Here is a 24,709-nt window from a genome sequence, read left to right as displayed (position 1 = left end):
GTTAGGGACCAAGCGATGTGACGGGCACACAGGCCTGTTGCCGACATGACTCCGGGGAGTTCGATGAACCCTAATTTTAGAAATTTCGCCCTTTGGGCAATTATAGCTCTTCTTTTGGTCGCGCTCTTCAGCATGTTCCAGCAGCCGTCCGAACGGTCGGGCTCCCGCGAGATTCCGTTCTCGCAGTTCCTGAAGGATGTCGATACAGGCCGCGTCAAGGAAGTTGTCATCACCGGTCCCCGGGTGGTGGGTAGCTATAATGAACCATCCAGCACCTTCCAGACCTACGCGCCAGCCGTGGATACGGCCTTGGCCGAGCGGCTGGAAGCTAAGAACGTGGTCGTAACTGTGCGTCCGGAAAGTGACGGCTCCTCCGGTTTCCTGAGCTATGTCGGCACACTGCTGCCGATGCTGCTGATTCTCGGTGTGTGGTTGTTCTTCATGCGCCAGATGCAGGGTGGCTCGCGTGGCGCAATGGGTTTCGGCAAGTCCAAAGCAAAGCTGCTGACGGAAGCCCATGGCCGCGTCACGTTTGACGATGTGGCCGGTGTAGACGAAGCCAAGCAGGATCTGGAAGAAATTGTAGAATTCTTGCGTGATCCGCAGAAGTTCCAGCGTCTCGGCGGTCGTATTCCGCGCGGCGTGCTGCTCGTCGGTCCTCCCGGTACGGGTAAAACCCTTTTGGCCCGCTCTGTTGCCGGTGAAGCCAATGTGCCGTTCTTTACGATTTCCGGTTCGGACTTCGTTGAAATGTTCGTTGGCGTCGGCGCGTCGCGTGTCCGCGACATGTTCGAGCAGGCCAAGAAAAATGCGCCCTGCATTATCTTCATCGACGAAATCGACGCCGTTGGCCGTCACCGCGGCGCGGGCCTTGGCGGTGGTAATGATGAGCGTGAGCAGACATTGAACCAGCTTCTGGTGGAGATGGATGGTTTTGAGGCGAATGAGGGAATCATTCTGATTGCCGCAACCAACCGTCCGGATGTTCTCGATCCTGCATTGCTGCGTCCAGGTCGTTTCGACCGTCAGGTTGTTGTTCCAAACCCTGATATCAATGGTCGTGAGCGCATCCTTAAGGTTCACATCAAGAACGTACCGCTGGCTCCCAATGTCGATTTGAAGACCCTTGCCCGTGGCACACCCGGCTTCTCCGGTGCGGACCTTATGAACCTCGTCAACGAGGGCGCGCTTCTGGCTGCCCGACGCAACAAGCGTGTTGTGACGATGCAGGAGTTTGAAGACGCCAAGGATAAGATCATGATGGGTGCGGAACGCCGTAACTCCGCCATGACCGAGGCCGAAAAGAAGCTGACAGCTTACCATGAAGCGGGCCACGCCATTGTTGCCCTGAATGTGCCTGCTGCCGACCCGCTCCACAAGGCGACGATTATTCCCCGTGGCCGTGCGCTGGGCATGGTCATGCAGTTGCCGGAAGGTGACCGCTACTCCATGAGCTACACATGGATGGTGTCGCGTCTGGCGATCATGATGGGTGGACGCGTTGCGGAAGAACTGACCTTTGGCAAGGAGAACATTACTTCGGGTGCGTCTTCGGATATTGAGCAGGCCACCAAGCTTGCCCGCGCCATGGTGACGCAGTGGGGCTTCTCCGACCAGCTGGGTCAGGTTGCCTACGGCGAAAACCAGCAGGAAGTCTTCCTTGGCCATTCCGTTGCACAGCAGAAGAATGTGTCCGAAGCGACCGCGCAGAAGATCGACAACGAAATTCGCCGCTTGATCGACGAAGCCTATGTTGAAGCCAAGCGCATCATGACGGACAACAATCACGAGTTCGTTGCTCTGGCGGAAGGGCTTTTGGAATACGAAACTCTGACGGGTGAAGAAATCAAGGCGCTGATCCGTGGCGAAAAGCCATCGCGCGATCAGGGCGATGACAGCACACCGCATCGTGGCTCTGCCGTACCCACGGCTGGTGTCAAGAAAGACACCAAGAAGGGCGATGAACCGGAAGGTGGCTTTGAGCCGCAGCCGCAATAGGTTTTTGGAATAACGCGCAAAAGCCGCCAGCCCGTTCGCTGGCGGCTTTTCTGCGCGCTTTTACCAAATCCAGTTACAAGCTGTAATGATTTCTGATGATGCCGATGCTGTGGTTTGCCGTAATTTGTGGCAATGAAAAAGCAAGGGTATACCGCTATTATAGCCGTGCGCCCATGATCGCGCGCCGAAACGCAAGCGCGAAAATAGAAGCAGGATGAGACTGATATGAAACGTCGCTATTTTGGCACCGATGGCATTCGCGGACAATCCAACGTTTTTCCCATGACCCCGGATCTGGCCATGCGGGTCGGTATTGCCGTGGGCACCATCCTGCGACGCGGCTCACATCGCCATCGGGTGGTGATCGGCAAGGATACGCGCCTGTCGGGCTATATGCTGGAAAATGCGCTCGTTGCCGGCTTTACGGCGGCAGGTGTTGACGCGTTTGTTCTTGGCCCCATTCCCACGCCTGCGGTTGCCATGCTCACCCGGTCGCTGCGCGCTGATATCGGAGTCATGATCTCAGCATCACACAATCCCTACCGTGATAATGGCATCAAGCTGTTTGGTCCTGATGGCTACAAGCTTTCCGACGAGATCGAACAACAGATCGAGGATTTGCTGGATCAGGATATCTACGCCCAGCTTGCGAAGTCCGACGAGATCGGGCGCGCAACGCGTATCGATGGTGTGCATGACCGCTATATTGAATTTGCCAAGCGCACCTTGCCGCGTGATGTAACGCTGCAGGGCCTGCGGATTGCAATCGATTGCGCCAATGGCGCGGCTTATAAGGTGGCTCCGGCAGTGCTGTGGGAACTGGGTGCGGATGTTGTGAGCATCGGCACGGAACCAAATGGTATGAACATCAACCTTGATTGCGGCTCCACCCATCCGGTGGCGCTGTCGCGCAAGGTGCATGAAGTGCGGGCCGATATCGGCATCGCACTGGATGGCGACGCCGACCGTGTGCTGATCGTCGATGAAAATGGCAGCATTATCGACGGCGACCAGTTGATGGCCGTTATTGCCGAAAGCTGGGCTGCGGAAGGCCGCCTGCAAGGCAATGGCGTGGTTGCGACAGTCATGTCGAACCTGGGTCTGGAACGCTATCTTAAGACCAGGAAGCTGGACTTGCACCGCACCAAGGTGGGAGACCGTTACGTGGTGGAGCATATGCGCCAGCACGATTTCAACGTGGGCGGGGAGCAGTCCGGCCATATCGTGCTTTCGGATTTCGGCACAACGGGCGATGGTCTTGTGGCTGCACTTCAGGTTCTGGCCTGCGTTAAACGACAGGGCAAGACCGTGAGTGACGTCTGCAACCGCTTTGAACCCGTGCCGCAAATTTTGAAGAATGTTCGCTATTCCGGCGGCCGTCCTCTGGAAGAACCCCACGTCGTTGCCGCTATCGCCGATGCGGAAGCGGAACTGGCGAAGAATGGACGCCTGTTGATCCGGGCTTCGGGGACAGAGCCCTTGATCCGTGTTATGGCGGAAGGCGATGACCGGACCCAGATCGAGCGAATTGTCGACGGATTGATCGGCGTTATTGGCGGTGCAAGACAGGCTGCCTGATCGTACTTCGGACTGACTGCATCCCTTTAAGCCAAACTTAACCATGCCATCCTATGGTTCATGCAAGACAGCGCCGCCCTTATGGTGGCGCTTCGAGCGGTTTGGGCGGGATAGCACCATGAAATCGGTTTTAAGCAGCATCGCAGTTTTGCTGGCCACAACAGGGGCCAGCCTTGCCGCCGACCCGACACCTGTTGCTTATGAAACGGTGGTTGAGACGGTGTCGCCGGTATCACAGTCCAGCGGCTGGTATCTGCGCGGCGATGCCGGATACTCTGCCAACAAAATTCGCGGCGCACATTTTTTCCAGGGCGGGAGCGCGGCGTTTGATCGTGACTTCGATAGCGCCAAGATGAAATCCTCCTTCGGGCTGGGTGGCGGTGTCGGCTACCAGATCAACGAGGTTCTGCGCACCGACGCCACGCTCGACTACCTCTTCAAATCCGACTTCCGGGGCTCGACCACCGGCGGCTGCGGTGTTTTGCCAAACGGTCCCTGCACATCGCGCGATATTTCATCGATGACCGCGTGGAGCCTGATGGCGAATGCCTATGTGGATTTTGGTACCTGGTATTCCATCACGCCTTATGTCGGTGCGGGTATCGGCGGAACGCGAATCAACTGGAAAGGTCTCACCAACACGTCCTGCGAAACGGGGAACCCATTGAACTGCGATGCGTCGGTGGATCACGGCGGTAAGAAAAGCTGGCGCTTTACCTATGCGTTGATGGCGGGCGCGTCCGTCGATTTACGGTGTGATCTAAAGGCCGACATTGGCTATCGTTACCGCCGTGTCACCAAGGGCGATATGTTTGCCTATGACCGCGTCGGCGGCGGACCGGGTTTTGATCGCGGCTTTAATATTCATGAGGGCAGGGTGGGCTTGCGTTATCTCTTCAATGCCTGCGAATACCAAGCCTACGCCGAGCCGCTGCCGGTGGAAATGCCGGTCTACAAGTAAGACGAAGCCGCCGTTTCAGGCGGCTTTTTTGTGCGCACTGCAAAAATCCTAACGCTAGCTTAAGCGCTATGGTTAACCGGGAGTTAACTTCTGCCTGCGATTCTGCCGCCAGAATCGAATGCGGCGAAGGGCATCCATCATGCGGCACACTCAACACATCGGTCTGGCACTGTGTGCCGGCCTTCTGGCCGCAGGCCCTTTGACAAGTTTTATGACAAAACAGGCCTCGGCCAGCGACCTGATGGATGCGCCAGAGGTGCAGATATCTCAACCCGCTGATGAAAATGGCTGGTACGTGCGCGGTGATGTCGGCTACTCCGTTCATACCAGCGCCGATGCGCCGTCCTACAGCGTAAACGGTGTCAGTGGTCGTTTTGATGGAGACCGGTTCTCAAAGCCCGTCTCCGGCAGCGTGGGCCTGGGCTACCAGATCACCGATGTCTGGCGTGCCGATTTGACAGGTGACTGGTTTGAGGGCCGGTTTTCTGGAACCATAAATCCAGGTTCACCTGTCCGCGCCGATTACCGGGCCATTTCGCTGCTGGCTAACGTCTATGCGGATCTCGGCACCATTATGGGCGTGACACCCTATGTCGGCGCGGGTCTCGGCTCGACCAACCTGCGGTGGGATACGGTGGAGACGGCTTTCGGCGCCTATGAGGGCGACCAAAGCTGGCGTCTGGCCTTTGCGATGATGACAGGCTTCTCCTATGATCTGTCTGAGAAAACCAAACTGGACCTCGGCTATCGCTACTCCCGCATTGCCGGTGGGGACATGTTTGCTGTCAATGCTTCAGATGCGGGCTCTCTGGTTGGTGATGACCATAGCCTTTCCCGCCATGAAATCCGCGCGGGCCTGCGCTTTTCGTTCTAAGCGCTGGGCGGGTTGACCGTAATCAAGACAGTCTCCGTTTTCGCCGCTATAGTTGGGCATCGAAAACGCCGGGATAGATCATGACGCCTCTTGTGGAATTTATCGCTGCGGTGCTGCTGCTGCTGCTCACACCCGGTCCCACCAACACGCTTCTGTCTCTGTCCGGGGCGTCGGTTGGTTTTGTCCGATCTCTCCGGCTGATTATTGGTGAAGTGGCGGGCTATCTTGTCATCGTCTTTTCGGTTGCTACGCTAGCCGCGCCGTTTCTGGCGCAACATCCGGCGGCAGCATTGGTCATGAAGACACTGGCAGCCATCTGGATCGTGCGGATGGCGTTTCATCTCTGGCGTAACAACGCCGATGTCGCAGCAGCGAATGTGGTGACGCCGCTTCAGGTGTTCACCACAACGCTTTTAAATCCCAAGGCGTTGATCATCGGTCTTGTCATCATGCCTCACGGCACGGTGACCACTGTTGCACCGTGGCTGATGTTGCTGACCGGGCTGATTGTAACCGCCGCCTGTCTGTGGATAACCATCGGCAGCATCATCGGGCGCAGTTCATCCGCGCGCCTTTCACCACGCGTCATAGAGCAGGTGGCTGCCTGCCTTCTCATTGTGTTCTCCGCACTGCTGGTGAGCAATGTCGCAACCAGCGTTCTGTCATAACGGCGTCGCCTCGTTGTCCTGAAAAGAATCAACCGGCATTTGCAATTTTGTGTTGCGCGGTACGGTTGTTTTCGATAAACACCGCGGCAGGACACCTCTCCCTAACGAGAGGCGCCTATCTGAGAGGATAGCTACAATGATGAACACTGCGAAACCGGACCTGCGTCCGGCGAATCCTAATTTCTCGTCCGGCCCATGCGCAAAGCGCCCCGGCTGGTCTCTTGAAGCTCTGTCCGATGCCCCCTTGGGCCGTTCGCACCGCGCGAAGATCGGCAAAGCCAAACTCAAGCAAGCCATTGATTTGACCCGTGAGGTGCTTCAAGTGCCTGCGGATTATCGTATCGGCATCGTTCCGGCGTCGGATACCGGCGCTGTCGAGATGGCCATGTGGTCGCTTCTGGGTGCGCGCGGTGTGGACATGGTTGCGTGGGAAAGCTTCGGCTCCGGTTGGGTTTCCGATGTTGCCAAGGAATTGAAGCTCACAGATATGCGAAAGATCGTCGCTGGCTACGGTCAACTGCCTGATCTGGCCTCCATCGATTTTAACCGCGATGTCGTTTTCACCTGGAACGGTACAACCTCCGGTGTGCGTGTTCCGAATGCCGATTTCATTCCAGCGGACCGTGAAGGCCTGACGATTTGCGACGCCACGTCGGCTGCTTTCGCGCAAGACATGGATTTCTCCAAGCTGGATGTCGTGACCTTCTCGTTCCAGAAAGTTCTGGGCGGCGAGGGCGCGCACGGCGTTATCATTCTCAGCCCCCGCGCTGTCGAGCGGTTGGAAACCTACACGCCCGCTTGGCCCATGCCGAAGATTTTTCGTATGACCAAGGGCAACAAGCTGATTGAAGGCATCTTCACCGGCGAGACGATCAATACGCCGTCCATGCTTGTCATCGAGGATTATATCGATGCGTTGAACTGGGCCCAGTCCATCGGTGGACTGGGCGGTCTGATGAAGCGCGCCGACGCCAATGCGCAGGTTATTTTCGACTTCGTCGAGCAGAATGGCTGGATTGCCAATCTGGCTGTTGATCCTGCCACGCGCTCCAACACATCGGTGTGCCTGACGATTGTCGACCCGGCCATTGTTGCGCTGGATGCGGATGCACAGGCAACATTCGCCAAGAATCTGGTTGCCCTTCTCGACAAGGAGGGCGTTGCTAGGGATATCGGTGCTTACCGTGATGCCCCCTCCGGTCTTCGGATCTGGGCCGGCGCGACGGTCGAGACCGCTGACCTGCAAGCCCTGATGCCATGGCTGACATGGGCATTCGAGACGCAAAAGGCGTCGCTGGCTCAGGCGGCTGCCTGATCCACTTTTGTGGCTTCGCCAGTGCGGCGAAGCCAACGTTCCCGATAGAATTGAACCCTTCAAGGAGGCCACTCATGGCACCTCGCGTTCTCGTATCCGATAGCCTGTCTGAAACCGCCGTCCAGATTTTCCGCGACCGTGGCGTTGACGTTGATTTTCTGCCCAACGTTGGCAAAGACAAGGAAAAGCTGCTGGAGATCATCGGCCAGTACGATGGTCTGGCGATCCGCTCTGCCACCAAGGTGACTGAAAAGGTCATCGAAGCCGCAACGAACCTGCGCGTCGTTGGCCGTGCTGGTATCGGCGTCGACAATGTCGATATTCCAGCGGCATCGCGTCGCGGTATCATCGTTATGAACACGCCGTTCGGCAACTCCATCACCACGGCGGAACACGCCATTGCGCTGATGTTTGCCGTTGCCCGCCAGCTTCCGGCGGCCGATGCGTCTACGCAGGGCGGCAAGTGGGAAAAAACGAAATTTATGGGTGTTGAAATCACCGGCAAGACGCTTGGCGTCATTGGCGCCGGTAACATCGGCTCCATCGTTTGCGCCCGCGCCATTGGCCTGAAAATGCATGTCGTTGCCTACGACCCCTTCCTCTCCAAGGAGCGGGCAGAAGAAATGGGCGTTGAAAAGGTCGAACTGGACGAACTGTTTGCCAAGGCCGACTTCATTACCATGCACGTGCCCCTGACGGACAAGACCCGCAACATCATCAACGCAGACGCGATTGCCAAGATGAAGAAGGGTGTGCGCATCATTAACTGCGCCCGTGGCGGCCTTGTCGTGGAAGCGGATCTGGCGCAAGCGCTGAAGTCCGGCCAAGTGGCTGGTGCCGGTTTCGACGTGTTTGAGGTTGAGCCCGCGACCGAAAGCCCGCTGTTCGGTCTGCCGAATGTGGTGTGCACGCCGCATCTGGGTGCGTCCACCACGGAAGCGCAGGAAAACGTCGCGCTGCAGGTTGCCGAACAGATGGCCGATTATCTGGTCAAGGGCGCCGTTTCCAACGCCATCAACATGCCCTCCATTACGGCGGAAGAAGCGCCGCGCCTGAAGCCTTTCGTCCGGCTTGCCGATGTCATGGGTGCCTTTGTCGGGCAGGTGACGGAAAGCGCCATCAAGGAAGTTGAAATCCTGTATGATGGCGCAACGGCCAACATGAACACACGAGCCTTGACCAGCGCCGTGCTGGCCGGTCTCATCCGCGCGCAGGTATCGGACGTCAACATGGTTTCCGCCCCGATCATGATCAAGGAAAAGGGCGTTGTCCTGTCCGAAGTCAAGCGCGACAAGACCGGTGTTTATGATGGCTACATCAAGCTGACGGTAACGACTGCCAACCAGACCCGTTCGGTTGCGGGCACGGTGTTTTCCGATGGCAAGCCGCGTTTCATCCAGATCAAGAACATCAATCTCGATGCCGATGTGGGTAACCACATGGTCTACATCACCAACACCGACGTGCCGGGGATGATTGGCTTCATCGGCACCACGCTGGGTGCGGCTGGCGTCAACATCGCCAACTTCCAGCTCGGCCGTGACACGGAAGGCGGCGATGCCATTGCGCTTCTCTATGTCGATGGTCCCGTATCGGAAACGGTGCTGGATCAATTGCGCGCCAATGCGGCCATCAAGTCCGCCAAGCCACTGGTGTTCAACGTCGAATAACCTGCCCCAATCCAGACACAGATATGAAGAGAATGCGCCGGTTTCCGGCGCATTTTTCGTTTAAACGTTCGTCAGCCTCTGTTTTTTGCGCCGCTCGCATCTATCTAACCCCGCCAAAACACGGGTAAAAAGGCAAAAAACCCGTTGATAACGCAATAGCTTTCGCAGCGTTAACACAGTATAGATGCGCGGGTTTTGAAGAGCGCAAGACGGCGCGTTGCACAGGAAAGCTGACATGACGAATGTGGTGGTAGTCGGATCGCAGTGGGGTGACGAAGGCAAGGGCAAGATTGTCGACTGGCTGTCCGAACGCGCCGACATCGTTGTGCGCTTTCAGGGCGGTCACAATGCAGGCCATACCCTTGTGATAGACGGCACCAGCTACAAGCTGTCTCTGCTTCCCTCCGGCGTCGTGCGGCCCGGCAAAAAGGCCGTGATTGGGAATGGCGTGGTGATTGATCCACACGCCTTGTGCGCGGAAATCGATAAGCTGGCCAAGCAGGGTGTGGTTATCACGCCGGAGAACCTGCGCATTGCCGACAATGCAACGTTGATCCTGTCGCTTCACCGTGAACTCGACGGCATCCGCGAAGATGCTGCGTCTGCCCATGGGGCAAACAGCGGAACGAAGATTGGCACCACCCGCCGTGGCATCGGTCCGGCCTATGAGGACAAGGTTGGCCGCCGCGCCATCCGCGTTATGGACCTTGCCAATCTCGATGATCTGTCGGCCAAGGTCGACCGTCTTTTGACACACCACAACGCGCTGCGTCGCGGCTTGGGCGAAGCGGAAATCAGCCACGCAACGATCATGGACGAACTGTCTTCCGTTGCCGAGCGGGTTCTGCCCTACATGGATACGATCTGGTCGCTGCTGGACCGGGAGCGTCGTCAGGGTTCGCGCATCCTGTTTGAGGGCGCGCAGGGCACGCTGCTTGATATCGACCACGGAACCTACCCGTTTGTGACCTCATCCAATACTGTTGCCGGTCAGGCGGCAGCCGGTTCGGGCATGGGGCCAGGGTCGTTGGGGTATATTCTGGGCATCACCAAGGCCTATACGACCCGCGTGGGTGAGGGGCCTTTCCCAACGGAATTGCACGATGAAATCGGCCAGTTTCTGGGTGAAAAGGGCCACGAGTTCGGCACGGTTACGGGCCGCAAGCGTCGGTGCGGCTGGTTTGATGCGGCGCTGGTGCGCCAGTCGGTTGCCGTCAATGGCATTACGGGTATCGCCTTGACGAAGCTCGATGTGCTGGACGGTCTGGACGAACTCAAAATCTGCGTCGGCTACAAGCTTGATGGCGAGACGCTGGACCATCTCCCAGCGAGCCAGGCGCAGCAGGCGCGGGTAGAGCCGGTCTACATCACGCTGGAAGGCTGGAAAGAATCGACCGTTGGCGCACGCAAATGGGCCGACCTTCCTGCACAAGCCATCAAATATGTGCGTCAGGTAGAAGAACTAATTGGCGCACCGGTGGCTCTGTTGTCCACCAGCCCGGAACGTGACGATACCATACTTGTTACGGACCCGTTTGAAGACTAATCTTTTGGAAACAATGATCTCAGGTGCGCATACACCGGACAAGACGAGAAAGTTCCGATGGCCGATTTTGTAGCAGTTATTCGAAGAGCCGTTGATGGCTTGTCGGACAATAATCCCGACATGCGGGATAAGGTCTACGAAAAGGCCAGAGGCGCTGTACGCCGACAGCTTGAAAACATGAAGCCCCAGCCGCCGGAGGATATGATCCAGCGGCAGATGTCCAAGCTGGAGGCGGCCATCACCGAGGTGGAGGGTGAATACGCCGAAGCCCTGCCAGCGCTTGAGGAAGATGACGTTGCAGCGCCTGTTGCCAGCGATGCCATCGCTGAGCCATATACTCCCGAGCCCGAGCCCGAGCCCGAGCCCGAGCCCGAGCCCGAGCCCGAGCCCGAGCCCACAGTTGTGGAGCCAGTAGAACCGGAACCCGTGTACGAAGCACCTGCTGACGAGCCGGAGCCGTTGGTGTACGAGGCTGCACCCGACAAGCAGGACGAGGTCGTAGAGGAGGACGTTCCGTCCGATCACGGCTATAGCGACTGGCCTGATACAGGCGACGATTCCGACGACGATGCACCCACCGAAGAGATTGAGCAGCCGGCGCAGCCGGTCGTTGATGTGCCGGCCGAAGACCCAAGTGCCAAGCCTGAAACGCTGCCGGACTATCATCTGCAAAGCAGCGCCGCGGATGTACCCGTATCGGCGCATCTGGGCGACGCGCCGGAAACACGCGACTGGGAAGAATCGGAATGGAATGCGCCGGATGTGGACGGCGATCTGGCAGCGCCAGCCAGTGGTGACGTGCCCGCAAGTTCCATCCATTTCGACGAGACAAAAGCATTTGAGGATTACGGTGACCTGACGGTTCAGGCCGCGGACGATGCGCAGCCGCTGACAGGGCAATCACAGCAGCCATCTTTTGACGATACCCTTCCGGCCCAAACGCGAAACGCGGATGCGGTTTCAACCGATAGTTTGGATGAAGTCTGGGCATGGCCGGTCGATAAAAGTGACGCAAACGGAAATAGCAAAACCGGTTGGGATGAGTTTGACGAGGTTCTGAATGCCCCGCGCGGGGATGAGCGGTCTCTGACAGCTGATACAGAACCGAGTGCCACTGAAATGGCCACCCGGCTTGGCCCTATTCCCCTGTCACCGGAACCAAGGCGGTCCCGCAAGGGACTGATCGCAGGTTTGATTGTGCTGTTGCTGGTTGGCGGCGTGGCTGGCCTCGGCTACGCCTATTGGGACAGGCGCGATGAACTGAATACCATGGTAACAGGTCTGTTTGCGCCGTCATCCGATACGCCGGCGGAAACAACACCGGCGGCTACGACACCTACCGAAACGGGTAGTAATCTTGGCTCCGAAGACCATAATGCGCCGGCTGGTGTCACCGGTAAATTCAATCAACGGCTACAGCCGGACGGAACGGAGATCGATCCGGGTCCGGCGACCGGCACGGTTGAAGTGGCGGAAGGCAAGTCTGTCGCAGCACAAAATGAATCCGGTACGGTGCCGCCACCAGCGCAGGGCGTTGCTCCTGCCGGGGAGCCTGCTGCCGGGCAGCCTGCCACACCCGCCGAACAAATACCGGCGACAACGCAGGCTCTTCCGACAGGTGGCCAGAAAATGTTTCTGTATGAGGAAAAGCTGGGCCAGGCTGCACCTTTGGCACTGGAGGGCAGAGTTGTCTGGACGCTGGAGAACGAGGTCCCCGATGAGGGCGGCCCTGCCGAGCCAGTGATCAAGGCACAGGCAAGCGTACCGGATCGCGGGGTCACAGCGCTCATCACCATCAAACGCAACACCGACTCTACATTGCCTGCAAGCCATATCATCGAGTTTGGTTTCTCCCTGCCGCAGAACTTTGAAGGTGGTGGCGTTGAAACCGTGCAGCGTGTTGCGATGAAGCGCACGGAGCAAGATCGCGGTGATCCTTTGATCGGAATTCCCGCAAAAATCACCGAGGACTTCCACATGATTGCGCTGAACGATCTACCGGAAGCGGTGCGGACCAATCTGGACCTGCTGAAAAACCGGTCGTGGATCGATATTCCCGTGATCTACCGCAATGGTCGGCGCGCATTGCTCACGCTGGAGAAGGGACAGTCCGGTACGGACGCGTTCAACAAGGCTATCCAGGCATGGCCAGCCGCACCGGCGGCACAGTAAAAGCTAGAGCATAATCCGACCGGAGTGAAACGAGGATCGACAAGATTATGCTTTCAGTCAAAGGAATCAGAGCGCCGATCTGATTCAATTAGATCGAACAGCGCTCTAGATATCAAAAACCCCGGCATGACCGGGGTTTTTCTTGCGTAAGGCTCTTTCTTATCAGGCGTCTTCAACGACCCGGAGCGCCTGCGCTCTGGCTAGTGCCTCTTTGCGAACCGAGTCCTGAACTTTTTCAAACGCGCGAACCTCGATCTGGCGAACACGCTCGCGGCTGATATCAAATTCGCTGGACAGGTCTTCCAAAGTAATCGGCTCTTCCGACAAGCGGCGTGCGGTAAAGATGCGACGTTCGCGGTCGTTCAGTACACCCATGGCGTTGGTCAGCAACGAGCGGCGGTTTTCCATCTCGTCTTGTTCTATCAGAACCGCTTCCTGGCTTTCAGAATCATCCACCAGCCAATCCTGCCACTGGCCGGATTCGCCTTCGCTGGCCTTGATCGGCGCGTTCAGGGACGCATCACCGGACAGGCGGCGGTTCATCGAAATGACCTCTTCCTCCGATACCTTCAGCGTGGTTGCAATTTCAGCCACTTGTTCGGGCTTGAGATCACCTTCTTCGAGCGCCTGAATACGACCTTTGAGCCGACGCAGGTTGAAGAACAGACGCTTTTGGTTGGCGGTCGTACCCATTTTTACGAGCGACCATGAGCGCAGGATATATTCCTGAATGGAAGCCTTGATCCACCACATGGCATAGGTGGCGAGACGGAAGCCGCGCTCAGGGTCAAACTTCTTCACGGCCTGCATCAGGCCAACATTGCCTTCGGACACAACTTCGCCGATGGGCAGGCCGTAGCCGCGATAGCCCATGGCAATCTTGGCTACGAGACGCAAATGGCTGGTAACGAGGCGGTGCGCTGCCTTGCGGTCATCATGCTCTTGGTAGCGCTTGGCGAGCATATACTCTTCCTGCGGCTCCAGCATGGGGAACTTGCGAATTTCGTCCAGATAACGATTCAGACCGCCTTCACCGGCGGTAATCGAAGGTAGGTAACTACGGGCCATGAAGCACCCTTTCTCAGCTCTTGCCGTCCCCCATCATTGGCAGGCGGCAGCACGGGAAGTCTCCCATGGAGGTCTAAGATAAGAATGTTGCGGGCATGATTCAAGGAATCCGGTTTCACGTTCCTGTGAAATCGAACCCGAGTTGTGCGTCTGTTTTCTGTCCTAGAAGTGTAGATGCGCTTGCTTGCTTTCAAGAGGCGGCGCAGTACGCGCTCACAGCCTGGCCTTCTGCAGCGCTTTGACAAGCTCTTCCATATCCTGTGGCATGGGCGATTCGAAGTGCATGACCTCGCCAGTGGAGGGATGCTCGAACTGCAACATGAACGCATGGAGCGCCTGACGGGGGAACTGGCTGACGACCACCTTGGCAGGATCCGGCAGCAGATTGGCCTTTGTGCGGAATGCCGCGCCATATTCCGGGTCGCCGATCAGCGGGTGGCCGATATGGGCCATATGCACGCGAATCTGGTGCGTGCGCCCGGTTTCCAGATGGCATTCGATGGTGGAGGCCAGTGCCGTGCCATCGGGTTTTTCTACATGGCGCTCCACCACGGTGTAATGGGTAATGGCTTCGCGTGCGTCGTCGGCATCTTCGCGTTTCACGGCGCGTTTCGTGCGGTCTCCGGCGCGGCCAAGTGGTGCGTCGATTGTACCCTTGAGCTGGCGCGGGCGGCCCCAGACGACCGCCTTGTAGGCGCGCTCCAGCGGTCCGGTGCGGCCGTGATCGGCGAACTGATCGGAGAGGTGGCGATGGGCGGCATCGTTCTTGGCGGCAACCATGACGCCGCTGGTTTCCTTGTCCAGCCGGTGGACGATGCCGGGGCGTTTGACGCCACCGATCCCGGACAAGGTTGCCCCACAATGGTGGATGAGTGCGTTGACGAGGGTGCCGGTCCAGTTGCCCGCGCCCGGATGCACCACCAGCCCCGCAGGCTTGACCAGAACAATCAGGTCATCATCCTCGTAGAGCACGTCGAGAGGAATATCTTCGCCTTTTGGTTCCGGGTCTTCGGGCTCCGGCATGTCGATGACGATCTCGTCACCCGGCTGCACCTTGCGCTTGGGCTCGCTCACCACCTTGCCGTTGATGGTAACCGCGTTCTGCTCAATCAGGCTTTTGATGCGGTTGCGGGAGAATTCTCCCTCCAGCGCTGCCGTCAGGAACGAATCAAGCCGACCCTCGGCGTCCTCATCCGCAGTCAGGACTTTTCTATTGGCCGAAGCTTGTTTAAAGGGGTCGTTCATATCGTCAGCATCCCATCGCCGTCATTTTAGAAAAAGGCCCGTCATGTCAAATCTGCAACCAGACGAACAGGAAGATAAGCCGCTGGACCCGGCCATTGAAAATGTTCGCCGACGGATGGTGCGCCTACAGCTCATTTCTGCCAGCATCATGATTATCAGCCTTATGGCTGTCCTTGGCGCAATTGTCTACAAGGTGACTGCACCCGGACGTGCAGCCGCTACCCAAGCCTTGGCGACCCAAGCCTTGAAAACCGAGGGGTCGGCGGCGCCGCTGCCGCCGCAGGCGCTGGCTGCCCTGCCAGCGGGTTTTACGGTGAGCGATGTCTCGTTATCCGGCAGCCAGATCCTGTTTTACGGCACGGCACCGGCGGGCACACGGCAGGCCATCGTGTTTGATATTGTGACGCAGCGTATTCTGACGACCGTGACGCTGGGTGAACGGTGAGCGGACTCATCCGCATCTCAGACCCTGACGACCCGCGGATCGCTGCCTTCCGCAGCATACGTGAGCGGGATCTGACGGGCCGGGACGGGCTCTTTATCGCGGAAGGCAAAGTGGTACTGCGCATGTTGGTGGATGCGCATGCGGCTGGCACGGGCTTCACCACCCGGTCCGTGTTGCTGCTGGAAAACCGCGTTGACGGTCTTCGTGATATTCTGGACCATCTGTCTGCGGATATTCCGGTCTATGTGGCAAGCGGCACGGTGTTCGATGAAATTGCCGGGTTTCATATGCACCGGGGTATTCTGGCTCTTGGCAGTTCTGCACATAGGCCGGGTCGGGCGGATATGCTTGATTCCTTGCCAGCGTCCAGCCTTGTGCTGGTCGCCTGCGGCCTTTCCAACCACGACAACATCGGTTCGCTGTTTCGCAACGCGGCAGCCTTCGGTGCCGATGGCGTTCTGCTGGATGAAACCTGCTGCGATCCCCTATATCGCAAAGCGATCCGCGTGTCCGTGGGCGCGGTGTTGAAGGTGCCCTTTGCACGGGGTAGCGCGATTGCGGATATCCTCCAAGACTTGACCGGTCAGGGATTTGAGCTCTGGGGTCTGTCGCCAAGGGGCGCGGTGGATATTCGCGATATTCCTGCAACCCCGCGCATCGCGCTGGTGATGGGAACCGAGGGCGAGGGGCTTCCCGAGGCGGTGATGCAAACCATTCAAACGGCGCGCATACGGCAAAGGCCGGGTCTTGACAGTTTGAACGTTGCAACGGCGACCGGAATCGCCCTGCATGAAGTGGCCCGCCTCAAAGGGCTGGTTTAGAGCGTTTTCCGATCTGACCGGATCAGATCGGCGCTCTAACATCCTGTTTGAAAAGCATTTTATTTTCGATCCTCGCTTCGCTCCGGTCGAAATATGCTCTAAACTTTTTCCGTTTGATTGAGGACGTCTTCGGCCCGCGCGGCAAGCGTTTTGCCCTTGCGTTTTCTGTTCTGATTGCGGGTGCGCAGCAGCGGGCGGATCGGGCTGTCTGCTCCTTCCTTGGCAGCGGTCAGCGCAATCATGCGGGCAGCAATTTCCGCCACCTCGTTTCGCAAGGCTGCATCATCTTTAGGTGTGCCCTGCGTCAGTGTTTCGCTCAAGGCGGCCGCGCGGTCGCGCGCATCGTCTGCCAGTTGCTTCAAATCAAGCTTTTTCATTCTGTCCTCTGACGTATACTGCCCGCTGGCACCGTCAGCCAGAGGCGGCGCGTCGTGTATTGTGCTGCGTGCGTCTTTGATTTGGGCTTGGGTTTCGGCTTGGGATTCAGCTTGTGCTTGCAGACCGTTCAACGCGTCCAGACGGGCGCGCAACCGAGCAATGTCCTGAGCCTGTCGTTCAAGCGCGGTTTCCCGGTCAGCTGCTGCCGCCATGTCGGCGGACAGCTTTTCCTGCAAGGCCAGTGCCTTCTGCTCGTCACGCGCAAGCCGAACGTCGGCTGCCCGCAGGCGTTCGTTCAACGCCTTCGTATCACGGCGCAGGCCCTCACGTTCTTCGCGCAGCGCCGAGATGCGGGTATACAGCGTCTGTATTTCGCTGTCGCGCAGGGCGACATCCGCATTTGCGGATTCGAGCCGCATGCTTGCGGTTTCCACCCGTTTCGTCAGGGTTTCAATTTCATCGCGCTTGACGATATTATCGTCTTCAGCGGCAGTTAGAGCCTCTTTCAGGCGTTCGTGATGTTGCTCTGCCTGACGCATTGAAGCGCGAAGGCTGCTAATTTCATCGGTCAGCTCTGTTGCGTGCGCCGTTAAATCCGCGTTGTTTGCGTCCAGTTCCGACATGCGTTTGTTGAGCGATATGGCTTCCAGAGTGAGAGCGGTGCGTTTATCGCGTTCTACCCTCAGCGCAATGGTGGCCTTGGCCGTTTCTGCGGCATAGTTGGCGCGGGCCATATCGATCTCGCCGCGCACTTCCTGTGCTTTCAGCGGCGTTGTTTCCCGCAGCCGGTCTTCGGCAAAGCGGACGATGCGGCGGTAGACAGCGGGTGCCAGCAGCAGCCCGAGAAGGGCGGCGGTCAGAAATCCCAAAGCAAACAGAAGAGCCAACTGTATCAAAATCGTACCAATTCAGGTTTGCAATTTGGGTGTGAGGTAAGTATCGAGACGTTCCGTCAGAAGGGATTCCATGTCGGTTTCGGCGTCATTTTCAGATAGCCGATATTCACGCCCAGACGCGCGCCGACACCGGTGCGAATGGGAACGATGACGACGTTGTTGTAGGTCAGCACCGTCATGCCAACGCCCGCCACCACATAGGCCGAGCCGGAGACGCCGCCGAACCGCGAATAGATGCTGTTGACGTGCGGCAGGTTGTAGACCAGCATCATGGTGCGGCTACCCTGTCCGCCCCAGTCGAAACCGAGCGACGGGCCTTGCCAGTAGACGGGCAGGCGACCCGCATTTTTCGTATTCAGCCGGCCTTCGCCGTAGGTTGCGCCGGCAAAGAACGAACCGGAGCCCTCTTGCCCCAGAATATAGCCGTTGGGCAGGCCGTATTGCGAGAAGGCGCGCTCGACAACCTTGGCCAGATCGCCGGACGCGCTGCCAAAGAACGAATTTCCCTCGTCCACGATTTCCCGCATCGAGTAGGTGGAGTTGTTAGCCTGCTGTGCATGGCCTGTCGTTGCCAGCGAGAGCACACAGGATAATATCAAAGCCAGACCCGCAAGAGCGCGCTTACCACAGTTCGATAGCTGAGCCATATTATCCTCCGTAGCGAAAAGACCGTGAGCGAACCTGCTGCAAAGCTGGAATCACATCGGACATGCGTATTCCTGCCGTTCATCACAATTTGACGCTATCATCTTAACAATCGGTTTACCAAATGTGGTGTCATTATGGTTCAGACGCGGGCTTTGGGTCCCGGGCCGCTGCCAGGCATGACGGACGCGCATCGCGATGCCCAATCTGACGCCGGACGAAGACACTGAAGGAAAGACCATGGGTAAAAATCCAAACCTGACACTGACCGGGCCGGACCTTGCTGCCCTTCTGTGCAGCCGCGTATGTCACGATATTATTTCGCCGGTCGGCGCTATCAACAACGGTCTTGAACTTCTGGATGAGGGCGGTGCCGACGAGGATGCCATGGACCTCATCCGTAGTAGCGCACTCAATGCCTCCGTGCGGCTGAAATTTGCCCGTCTTGCCTTCGGTGCATCCGGGTCGGTCGGCGCGTCCATCGACACGGGCGAAGCGGAAAAAGCCGCAAAGGATTTCGCTGCGGCCGAGAAGAAAACCGAGGTCATCTGGAATGGCCCACGCGCGATTATTCCTAAAAACCGCGTCAAGCTGCTCCTCAACCTGTTTCTGATTGCCTATGGCGCTATTCCGCGCGGTGGCATCCTGGATATTACCCTGCAAAATCCAGAGCAGGATGCCGAATTTACCATCGTTGCCACAGGCAAGATGATGCGTGTGCCACCTCGCTTCGTGGAGTTGCTGCGCACCCAGCTGGAAGAAGCTGTCGATGCCCATACCATTCAGCCCTACTACACGGTGCTGCTGGCCGATGAAGCCGGGATGGCGCTGGATGTGACCTCCACGCCCGAGGAAATCCGGTTTTCGGCACGAATGGCCGCCTGAAGATAATACGAGAGTCTGCTAAGGTATGGTTTGCTAAAACGCGTTTGGATTGTTAGTGTCATTACTTACGCGTTCGGGATGAGTTGAAGGAGGCAAGCATGCGACGGTTGATGATTGCTGATGATTCGGACGTCGTCCGCAAAGTCGGCATGAGAATTTTGTCCGGCATGGGGTTTCTGGTATCGGATGCCGCAAATGGGCTGGAAGCGCTGGCGCGGTGCGAGGCGGAACTTGCCGATATTCTGATCGTCGACGCAGGCATGGACGGTGCGCTGGACCTGATTGCCAATATCCGGCGTCTTCCCAATGGCAAATCGGTGCGTATCTACTATTGCGTGATCGAGGCTGACCTTAAAAAGATGATGATGGGAAAGCGGGCAGGGGCCGACGATTTTCTGCTCAAGCCATTCGACCGCAAAATTCTGGAAAACGTATTTTCTGGTCTGGCTCTCGCCGCGTAAGCGTCATGTGGCTGCTTCTGCGCAGACATATCGATTTCGTCGTCGCAGTCGTGGGTTGCCCCGCGCTTGTCGCTATCCTGACTTTGGTTTTCCAAAGGATCTGGATATTTGAATACGACTCAGTCGAGCACAATGTGATAATCGCTATGACTGTAGTTCTAGGTGTCTTGAGTTCAAACGCGCTCGCGCGTTATTTGTACAAACGGTTATACCGTGACGAAAATGAAGGCGGCGGGTAATCCTGCCGTTTTTTTGTTCCAGGCCGTGCACTCACAAAAAACCCGCCGGTGAGGCGGGTTCAATTCAGGCAACGGGCAGGCCAATCAGGCGCTTTCGGCGAAATCGCTTTCAGGCTCGCGCAGCACATAGCCACGGCCCCAGACGGTCTCGATATAGTTTGCGCCACCGGCGGCATTGGCCAGTTTTTTGCGCAGTTTGCAGATAAACACGTCGATGATTTTCAGTTCAGGCTCGTCCATGCCGCCGTAGAGGTGGTTCAGGAACATTTCCTTGGTGAGCGTCGTGCCCTTGCGGAGCGAAAGAAGCTCCAGCATCTGATATTCTTTGCCGGTGAGGTGCACACGCTGGCCGCCGACTTCAACGGTCTTGGCATCGAGGTTCACAATCAGTTCGCCGGTGGAGATGACCGACTGGGCGTGACCCTTGGAACGGCGAACGATGGCATGAATGCGGGCAACAAGCTCATCCTTGTGGAAAGGCTTGGTCATGTAATCGTCAGCGCCGAAGCCCAGACCACGCACCTTGTCTTCAATACCCGCCATGCCCGACAGAATCAGGATGGGCGTTTTGACCTTGGACAGGCGCAGCGTTCTCAAAACTTCATATCCGGACATGTCCGGCAGGTTCAGGTCCAGCAGAATGATGTCGTAATCATACAGCTTGCCGAGATCGACACCTTCTTCACCCAAATCGGTGGTGTAGACGTTAAAACTTTCCGACTTGAGCATCAATTCGATGCTCTGCGCTGTCGCGCTGTCGTCTTCAATCAATAAAACCCGCATAATTATCCCCTTTTCCGCCGCTTAAGGTATCGATGGCCCCCTACGCGATACGGATCCAGTCGTTGCCTGATTTGGAGGCTGCCATGGAATGGTTAACAAATTCTGATTCACTCTGGCAAGGTGTATCGAACAAGTTAAAAATTTAAGGCATTCTCCTGTTTTTACATAATAATCACGGGCGCGTCTTCTCAAGCAGAACCTTAACTGGTGTGGTTAAGGGATTCTGCGGACTCATCAAATCCGAAGTCTGTTATTTGGCGTCCGTCATTTACTTACCCTTAAAAGATCGTCTCTATGATTAACGATGCCCGTAAACGAAAGGTTACCAAGGAGCGGTATTTGTTAATACCGTGGTAATTTTTCCGGTCCGACACCCAGAGGTCGGTTGGTCGGGCCGAATTCCGGTAACCGGGATCTCGCTATCCACGGAGTATTGCGTATGAAGTCACGTGAGAGCCTTGTTCGCCTGAAAGAATTTCAGGTGAGAGAAAAGCAACGTCAACTGGGGCAACTTCAGGTGATGATGTCTGAGTTCGAGCGGATGGCGAAAGAGTTGGAAAACCAGATTGTCTTTGAAGAAAAGAAATCCGGCATTACCGATGTGAACCACTTCGCCTATCCGACATTCGCAAAGGCAGCCAGACAGCGTGCTGATAACTTGCAGGTTTCCATCCGGGAACTGAAGGTTCAACAGGATGCTGCCGAACTCGCCCTTGAAGATGTGCAGTCCGAGTTCGCCAAGGCATCCGCCCTTGAAGAGCGGGATGTTACCGTTCGTTTGCGGGCTTGAATAAGCGCTTTGTCCTGGGCCGGAAACGATCCAGGACGTTGCGGCTACTTCGGGTGCCGGAGCGTGCAGGGTGGTGTCGCCTCCGTTGAACGCTTGGCGTTTTCTCTTCAAACGTAAACAACCGCTGTGATGAGTATCACATCGGTTATTTTTTCTGACTATTGCATAATTGCTTAAATCGGAATCAATTTAAGCAGTTGTTACAGCGACCTTTGCGCATCATGTTTGGCGCCCGTCGCTGTAATCACTCGCATCATCACGCTGCAGCATCAGGAGCGATAAGCGGTTTCACCCCTATGCGCGATAGGCTTAGTGGCGATACTGCTGAATGCGCGTCGTGCGCAGACCGGCCAGACCATGATCATTGATTGAGGATTGCCATGACAGGAATTCTTCCACTGTCAGCGTATAACGCGCACAGGCTTCTTCAAGGCTCAGCAACCCGCCGCGTACGGCGGCAACGACTTCAGCCTTTCGACGGATAACCCATCGCCGCGTATTGGACGGTGGCAGGTCGGCTATCGTTAACGGGCTGCCATCGGGGCCGATGACATATTTTACGCGGGGTCGTACTAACTCGGTCATTGGACTCTCTACACACACTCAAGACCACATGCAGGCACCCTAGCGTGCCACATTTAATAATTGCCTAAGCCCCAAGTAACATTTCGCTAATAATTTGAGAGACTTCGCTGGCAATCTTGATAAATGCGATTCAATGTCACGTTTCAATTGCTGAAAAGACAGCGGCACAAAGCCTGCAATCAGAAGGATGTGCGTGTATCAAACACGCCTTTCAAACCCGGCAGTCAGCGGTGTTTTCCGTTCATGAATGAGCAATAAAAAACCCTATTTTTTCTTTCGGCCCTCGACGGTAACTCTCATATTGATGATAAGACGCTTTTTCGAGTTCATGACCGGTGCGCAGTTCGACGATGACGGACGTTCAAAAATTTGGTTCGGCCATAAAAGGCGCTGTCGAGAGCGGCAGCGGCCATATGAATTACGCAGTGTTGCATCAGTTGCGAACCGTAGCGCTGCAGTTTGATTTTTCCTGGTTCGTCATTGCGCGCTTTGCGGGCGGCGACCATCAACATTTTGCCCAGCAAGTGATGGTCTGCAACTGGCCCGGCGATCTGGTCCGCGAATACAACGCCACCGGTGCGTTTGGTGCTTGTGAACTGGTGCAGGCGGTTCGCCACACAGGTCTTCCGGTCTTCATGCCATCGTCTTTGCTGGCGATACCCGGCTTCAACGAACACATCGATCGGCGGTTTCGGGCTGCCGATTTTGTCAATACACTGGCGGCGCGGCTGCACGGGGTGGATGGTAACCCCTATTTTCTGGCGCTTTCGGGCGGGCGTGGGCCGCTGCATCATGATGATATGGCGCATCTGTATTATGCGCTTGTCGAAATTTTCGATGGCTTCGACACAAACGACAGCGAAGGTCTGAAAGAGCGGCTGAGCAGCCGCGAACTGGAGTGCCTGCGGTGGGCGGCAGCGGGAAAGAGCAGCGATGAAATCGCGATCATTCTGGGAATTTCCAGCAACACCGTCAGCTCGTATTTCAAAAGTGCCGTTCGCAAGCTCGAATCGGTCAATCGCATGCAGGCCATCGCGCGGGCCATGCGGCTGAAACTGATTTAAAAGCGATTCGCGTTTTTCTTGCTCTGCGGCTGACAAGTTTCTATATACAGCCCAACCCGTGTGCCGGTTTCAGACTGCGCCACGCTTGGCACCTATGTGCGCTTTGCTTGAAAATGGCGGTAGAGACTCGTGAACAGCCTCGATTTTGATCGTAAGCCAGAAGATACCCGCGTTGTCGTTGCCATGTCCGGCGGCGTTGATTCCTCCGTTGTGGCTGGTATCCTGAAACGGGAAGGCTATGATGTTCTCGGCATCACCCTGCAACTCTACGATCACGGGGCTGCGGTGCACCGCGCCGGTTCGTGCTGTGCGGGGCAAGATATTGATGATGCGCGCCGTGTCTGCGAAGTGATCGGCATTCCCCATTATGTGCTGGATTATGAAAAGCGGTTTCGCGAGACGGTCATCAATCCCTTCATGGATAGCTACGTCGCAGGCGAAACGCCGATTCCGTGCGTGACCTGCAACCAGACAGTTAAATTTGCCGATTTGCTGACAACGGCGCGGGAATTGGGCGCGGATGCCCTGGCCACTGGCCATTATATTCGCTCGCGGCCCAATCCCTTGCCGGGCGAGCCCGGTCGGCGGGGCCTGTACCGGCCCGTGGATGCGGATCGGGACCAGAGCTATTTTCTGTTTGCGACCACGCAGGAGCAGATCGATTATCTGCGCTTTCCGCTCGGTGGCCTGTCCAAGGCTCGCACGCGTGAACTGGCAGAGGAGATGGGTCTGGTTGTTGCCAAGAAAGCCGACAGTCAGGATATCTGCTTTGTGCCGCAAGGCAAATATACCGATATCATCACCAAATTGAAGCCGAATGCATCGCTCAAGGGCGATATCGTGCACATGGATGGCCGGGTGCTGGGCGGCCATGACGGGATTGTCCACTACACGATCGGTCAGCGGCGCGGCATTGGTGTGGCGACTGGTGAGCCTCTTTACGTCGTCTATCTGGATGCCCGTAGCCGCCGCGTGATCGTTGGTCCAAAAGAGGCGCTGGAGACGCGCAAGGTCTATTTGCGCGACATCAACTGGCTCGGCGATGCCGACCTCATGGAGACCGCCAAAGCGGGCTTTCAGTGCTATGCCAAGGTGCGCTCCACCCGCCCGCCAAAGCCTTCGCTGCTGGGCATGGATGAAGGCGGTATCTTCGTTGAACTGCTGGATGGTGAAGCCGGTGTGGCGCCTGGTCAAGCCTGCGCGCTCTACTCCGGCGAGGGGGAAGATGCCCGCATTTACGGCGGTGGCTTTGTGCAGCGTTCGGAACGTGAAGCAAGTGCTGAAGAAGCCTTACGCCAGCTTTTGGACAAGCCAGTTGCAGCTTGAATGTAAGCATGCCGCGCAAAAGTGTGCAGCGGTTTTGCGTGAACGGCATGCGACCAAATAAGGACCTAAAGCGTAGGAGCAAATCTGAAAGATTTCTACACGCTTGAGGAGTCTCACGCGTTACATTTTTAAAAAACGCGTGAGCCTTCGCTTGACAGGAACATGGGCCGCATCTTATAAGCCGCCCCACTGACGCGGACATCAAAATGTTCGTTTTGGCGGAGTAGCTCAGTTGGTTAGAGCAGAGGAATCATAATCCTTGTGTCGGCGGTTCAAATCCGTCCTTCGCTACCACT

General features: G+C 56.9%; 22 protein-coding genes and 1 tRNA gene. 17 read left to right on the top strand and 6 right to left on the bottom strand.

Annotation, left to right across the window (positions count from 1 at the left end; translation table 11 throughout):
- Positions 1-63 precede the first annotated feature (63 nt).
- The 9 genes from ftsH (at position 64) to IFT84_RS21360 (ending at position 12,782) form a co-directional block, all read left to right on the top strand.
- Positions 64-1,998 (top strand): ATP-dependent zinc metalloprotease FtsH, encoded by a 1,935-nt coding sequence (gene ftsH, locus IFT84_RS19280; RefSeq protein ID WP_192122232.1) that lies wholly within the window; start codon positions 64-66, stop codon positions 1,996-1,998.
- A 225-nt stretch (positions 1,999-2,223) separates the two neighbouring features.
- Complete coding sequence (glmM, locus tag IFT84_RS19275) at positions 2,224-3,576, top strand: phosphoglucosamine mutase (RefSeq protein ID WP_192122231.1); 1,353 nt, start codon at positions 2,224-2,226, stop codon at positions 3,574-3,576.
- A 118-nt stretch (positions 3,577-3,694) separates the two neighbouring features.
- A complete protein-coding gene (locus IFT84_RS19270) occupies positions 3,695-4,537 on the top strand; it encodes an outer membrane protein (protein WP_192122230.1) in 843 nt (280 codons plus the stop codon).
- 139 nt (positions 4,538-4,676) lie between these two features.
- The gene (locus tag IFT84_RS19265; RefSeq protein ID WP_244651296.1) at positions 4,677-5,411 is read left to right on the top strand and encodes an outer membrane protein; all 735 of its coding nucleotides are present in this window, start codon (positions 4,677-4,679) and stop codon (positions 5,409-5,411) included.
- A gap of 80 nt (positions 5,412-5,491) precedes the next feature.
- A complete protein-coding gene (locus tag IFT84_RS19260) occupies positions 5,492-6,079 on the top strand; it encodes a LysE family translocator (protein WP_192122229.1) in 588 nt (195 codons plus the stop codon).
- 136 nt (positions 6,080-6,215) lie between these two features.
- Positions 6,216-7,394, top strand: a complete 1,179-nt coding sequence (locus IFT84_RS19255) for a phosphoserine transaminase (RefSeq protein ID WP_192122228.1) — start codon at positions 6,216-6,218, stop codon at positions 7,392-7,394.
- A 74-nt stretch (positions 7,395-7,468) separates the two neighbouring features.
- Positions 7,469-9,064 (top strand): phosphoglycerate dehydrogenase, encoded by a 1,596-nt coding sequence (serA, locus tag IFT84_RS19250; protein ID WP_192122227.1) that lies wholly within the window; start codon positions 7,469-7,471, stop codon positions 9,062-9,064.
- Positions 9,065-9,299: 235 nt separating this feature from the next.
- Positions 9,300-10,610, top strand: coding sequence for an adenylosuccinate synthase (locus IFT84_RS19245; RefSeq protein ID WP_192122226.1), 1,311 nt, complete (start codon positions 9,300-9,302; stop codon positions 10,608-10,610).
- Positions 10,611-10,667: 57 nt separating this feature from the next.
- The gene (locus tag IFT84_RS21360) at positions 10,668-12,782 is read left to right on the top strand and encodes a hypothetical protein (RefSeq protein WP_197975605.1); all 2,115 of its coding nucleotides are present in this window, start codon (positions 10,668-10,670) and stop codon (positions 12,780-12,782) included.
- Between the two features lie 162 nt (positions 12,783-12,944).
- Here the strand turns inward: IFT84_RS21360 and rpoH are convergent, their stop codons facing one another.
- Positions 12,945-13,850 (bottom strand): RNA polymerase sigma factor RpoH, encoded by a 906-nt coding sequence (gene rpoH, locus IFT84_RS19235; protein WP_192122225.1) that lies wholly within the window; start codon positions 13,848-13,850, stop codon positions 12,945-12,947.
- A gap of 213 nt (positions 13,851-14,063) precedes the next feature.
- Entirely contained in the window at positions 14,064-15,095 is a 1,032-nt protein-coding gene (locus IFT84_RS19230; RefSeq protein WP_192122224.1) for an RluA family pseudouridine synthase, read from the bottom strand.
- Positions 15,096-15,138: 43 nt separating this feature from the next.
- On the opposite strand from IFT84_RS19230, the gene IFT84_RS19225 reads away from it, so the two are divergent.
- Positions 15,139-15,540, top strand: a complete 402-nt coding sequence (locus IFT84_RS19225) for a hypothetical protein (RefSeq protein WP_192122223.1) — start codon at positions 15,139-15,141, stop codon at positions 15,538-15,540.
- Entirely contained in the window at positions 15,537-16,361 is an 825-nt protein-coding gene (locus tag IFT84_RS19220; protein ID WP_192122222.1) for an RNA methyltransferase, read from the top strand. Before IFT84_RS19225 ends, IFT84_RS19220 begins: the two co-directional genes overlap by 4 nt.
- A gap of 98 nt (positions 16,362-16,459) precedes the next feature.
- On the opposite strand, the gene IFT84_RS19215 is transcribed toward IFT84_RS19220, so the two are convergent.
- Positions 16,460-17,635, bottom strand: coding sequence for a hypothetical protein (locus tag IFT84_RS19215; protein ID WP_206757421.1), 1,176 nt, complete (start codon positions 17,633-17,635; stop codon positions 16,460-16,462).
- A 56-nt stretch (positions 17,636-17,691) separates the two neighbouring features.
- Positions 17,692-18,282 carry a DUF1134 domain-containing protein gene (locus IFT84_RS19210; RefSeq protein ID WP_192122220.1) on the bottom strand — a complete coding sequence of 197 codons (591 nt, stop codon included), beginning with the start codon at positions 18,280-18,282 and terminating at the stop codon, positions 17,692-17,694.
- 238 nt (positions 18,283-18,520) lie between these two features.
- On the opposite strand from IFT84_RS19210, the gene chpT reads away from it, so the two are divergent.
- Together chpT and IFT84_RS19200 are read left to right on the top strand one after the other, a co-directional pair.
- A complete protein-coding gene (gene chpT / locus IFT84_RS19205) occupies positions 18,521-19,165 on the top strand; it encodes a histidine phosphotransferase ChpT (protein WP_192122219.1) in 645 nt (214 codons plus the stop codon).
- 98 nt (positions 19,166-19,263) lie between these two features.
- Complete coding sequence (locus tag IFT84_RS19200; RefSeq protein WP_192122218.1) at positions 19,264-19,626, top strand: response regulator; 363 nt, start codon at positions 19,264-19,266, stop codon at positions 19,624-19,626.
- A gap of 323 nt (positions 19,627-19,949) precedes the next feature.
- Here IFT84_RS19200 and ctrA read toward each other — a convergent pair whose 3' ends face one another.
- Entirely contained in the window at positions 19,950-20,648 is a 699-nt protein-coding gene (gene ctrA / locus IFT84_RS19195; RefSeq protein WP_192122217.1) for a response regulator transcription factor CtrA, read from the bottom strand.
- A gap of 439 nt (positions 20,649-21,087) precedes the next feature.
- Here ctrA and IFT84_RS19190 point away from each other — a divergent pair, with 439 nt between their 5' ends.
- Positions 21,088-21,438 carry a flagellar export protein FliJ gene (locus tag IFT84_RS19190; protein WP_192122216.1) on the top strand — a complete coding sequence of 117 codons (351 nt, stop codon included), beginning with the start codon at positions 21,088-21,090 and terminating at the stop codon, positions 21,436-21,438.
- 309 nt (positions 21,439-21,747) lie between these two features.
- Here IFT84_RS19190 and sciP read toward each other — a convergent pair whose 3' ends face one another.
- Positions 21,748-22,023: a CtrA inhibitor SciP gene (sciP, locus tag IFT84_RS19185; protein ID WP_192122215.1), complete on the bottom strand. Its 276-nt coding sequence runs from the start codon at positions 22,021-22,023 to the stop codon at positions 21,748-21,750.
- A 350-nt stretch (positions 22,024-22,373) separates the two neighbouring features.
- Here sciP and IFT84_RS19180 point away from each other — a divergent pair, with 350 nt between their 5' ends.
- From IFT84_RS19180 to IFT84_RS19170, 3 genes are all read left to right on the top strand, one after another.
- A complete protein-coding gene (locus IFT84_RS19180) occupies positions 22,374-23,087 on the top strand; it encodes a helix-turn-helix transcriptional regulator (protein ID WP_192122214.1) in 714 nt (237 codons plus the stop codon).
- Between the two features lie 129 nt (positions 23,088-23,216).
- Complete coding sequence (gene mnmA / locus IFT84_RS19175) at positions 23,217-24,413, top strand: tRNA 2-thiouridine(34) synthase MnmA (protein ID WP_192122213.1); 1,197 nt, start codon at positions 23,217-23,219, stop codon at positions 24,411-24,413.
- 217 nt (positions 24,414-24,630) lie between these two features.
- Positions 24,631-24,707: transfer RNA gene (locus IFT84_RS19170), tRNA-Met, on the top strand.
- Positions 24,708-24,709: the final 2 nt, after the last annotated feature.

Source organism: Rhizobium sp. CFBP 8762 (assembly GCF_014841565.1).
Taxonomy (GTDB): Bacteria; Pseudomonadota; Alphaproteobacteria; order Rhizobiales; family Rhizobiaceae; genus CFBP-8762.
The sequence above is the reverse complement of the archived record's forward strand: the minus strand, read 5'-3'. Positions and strand labels throughout refer to the sequence as shown.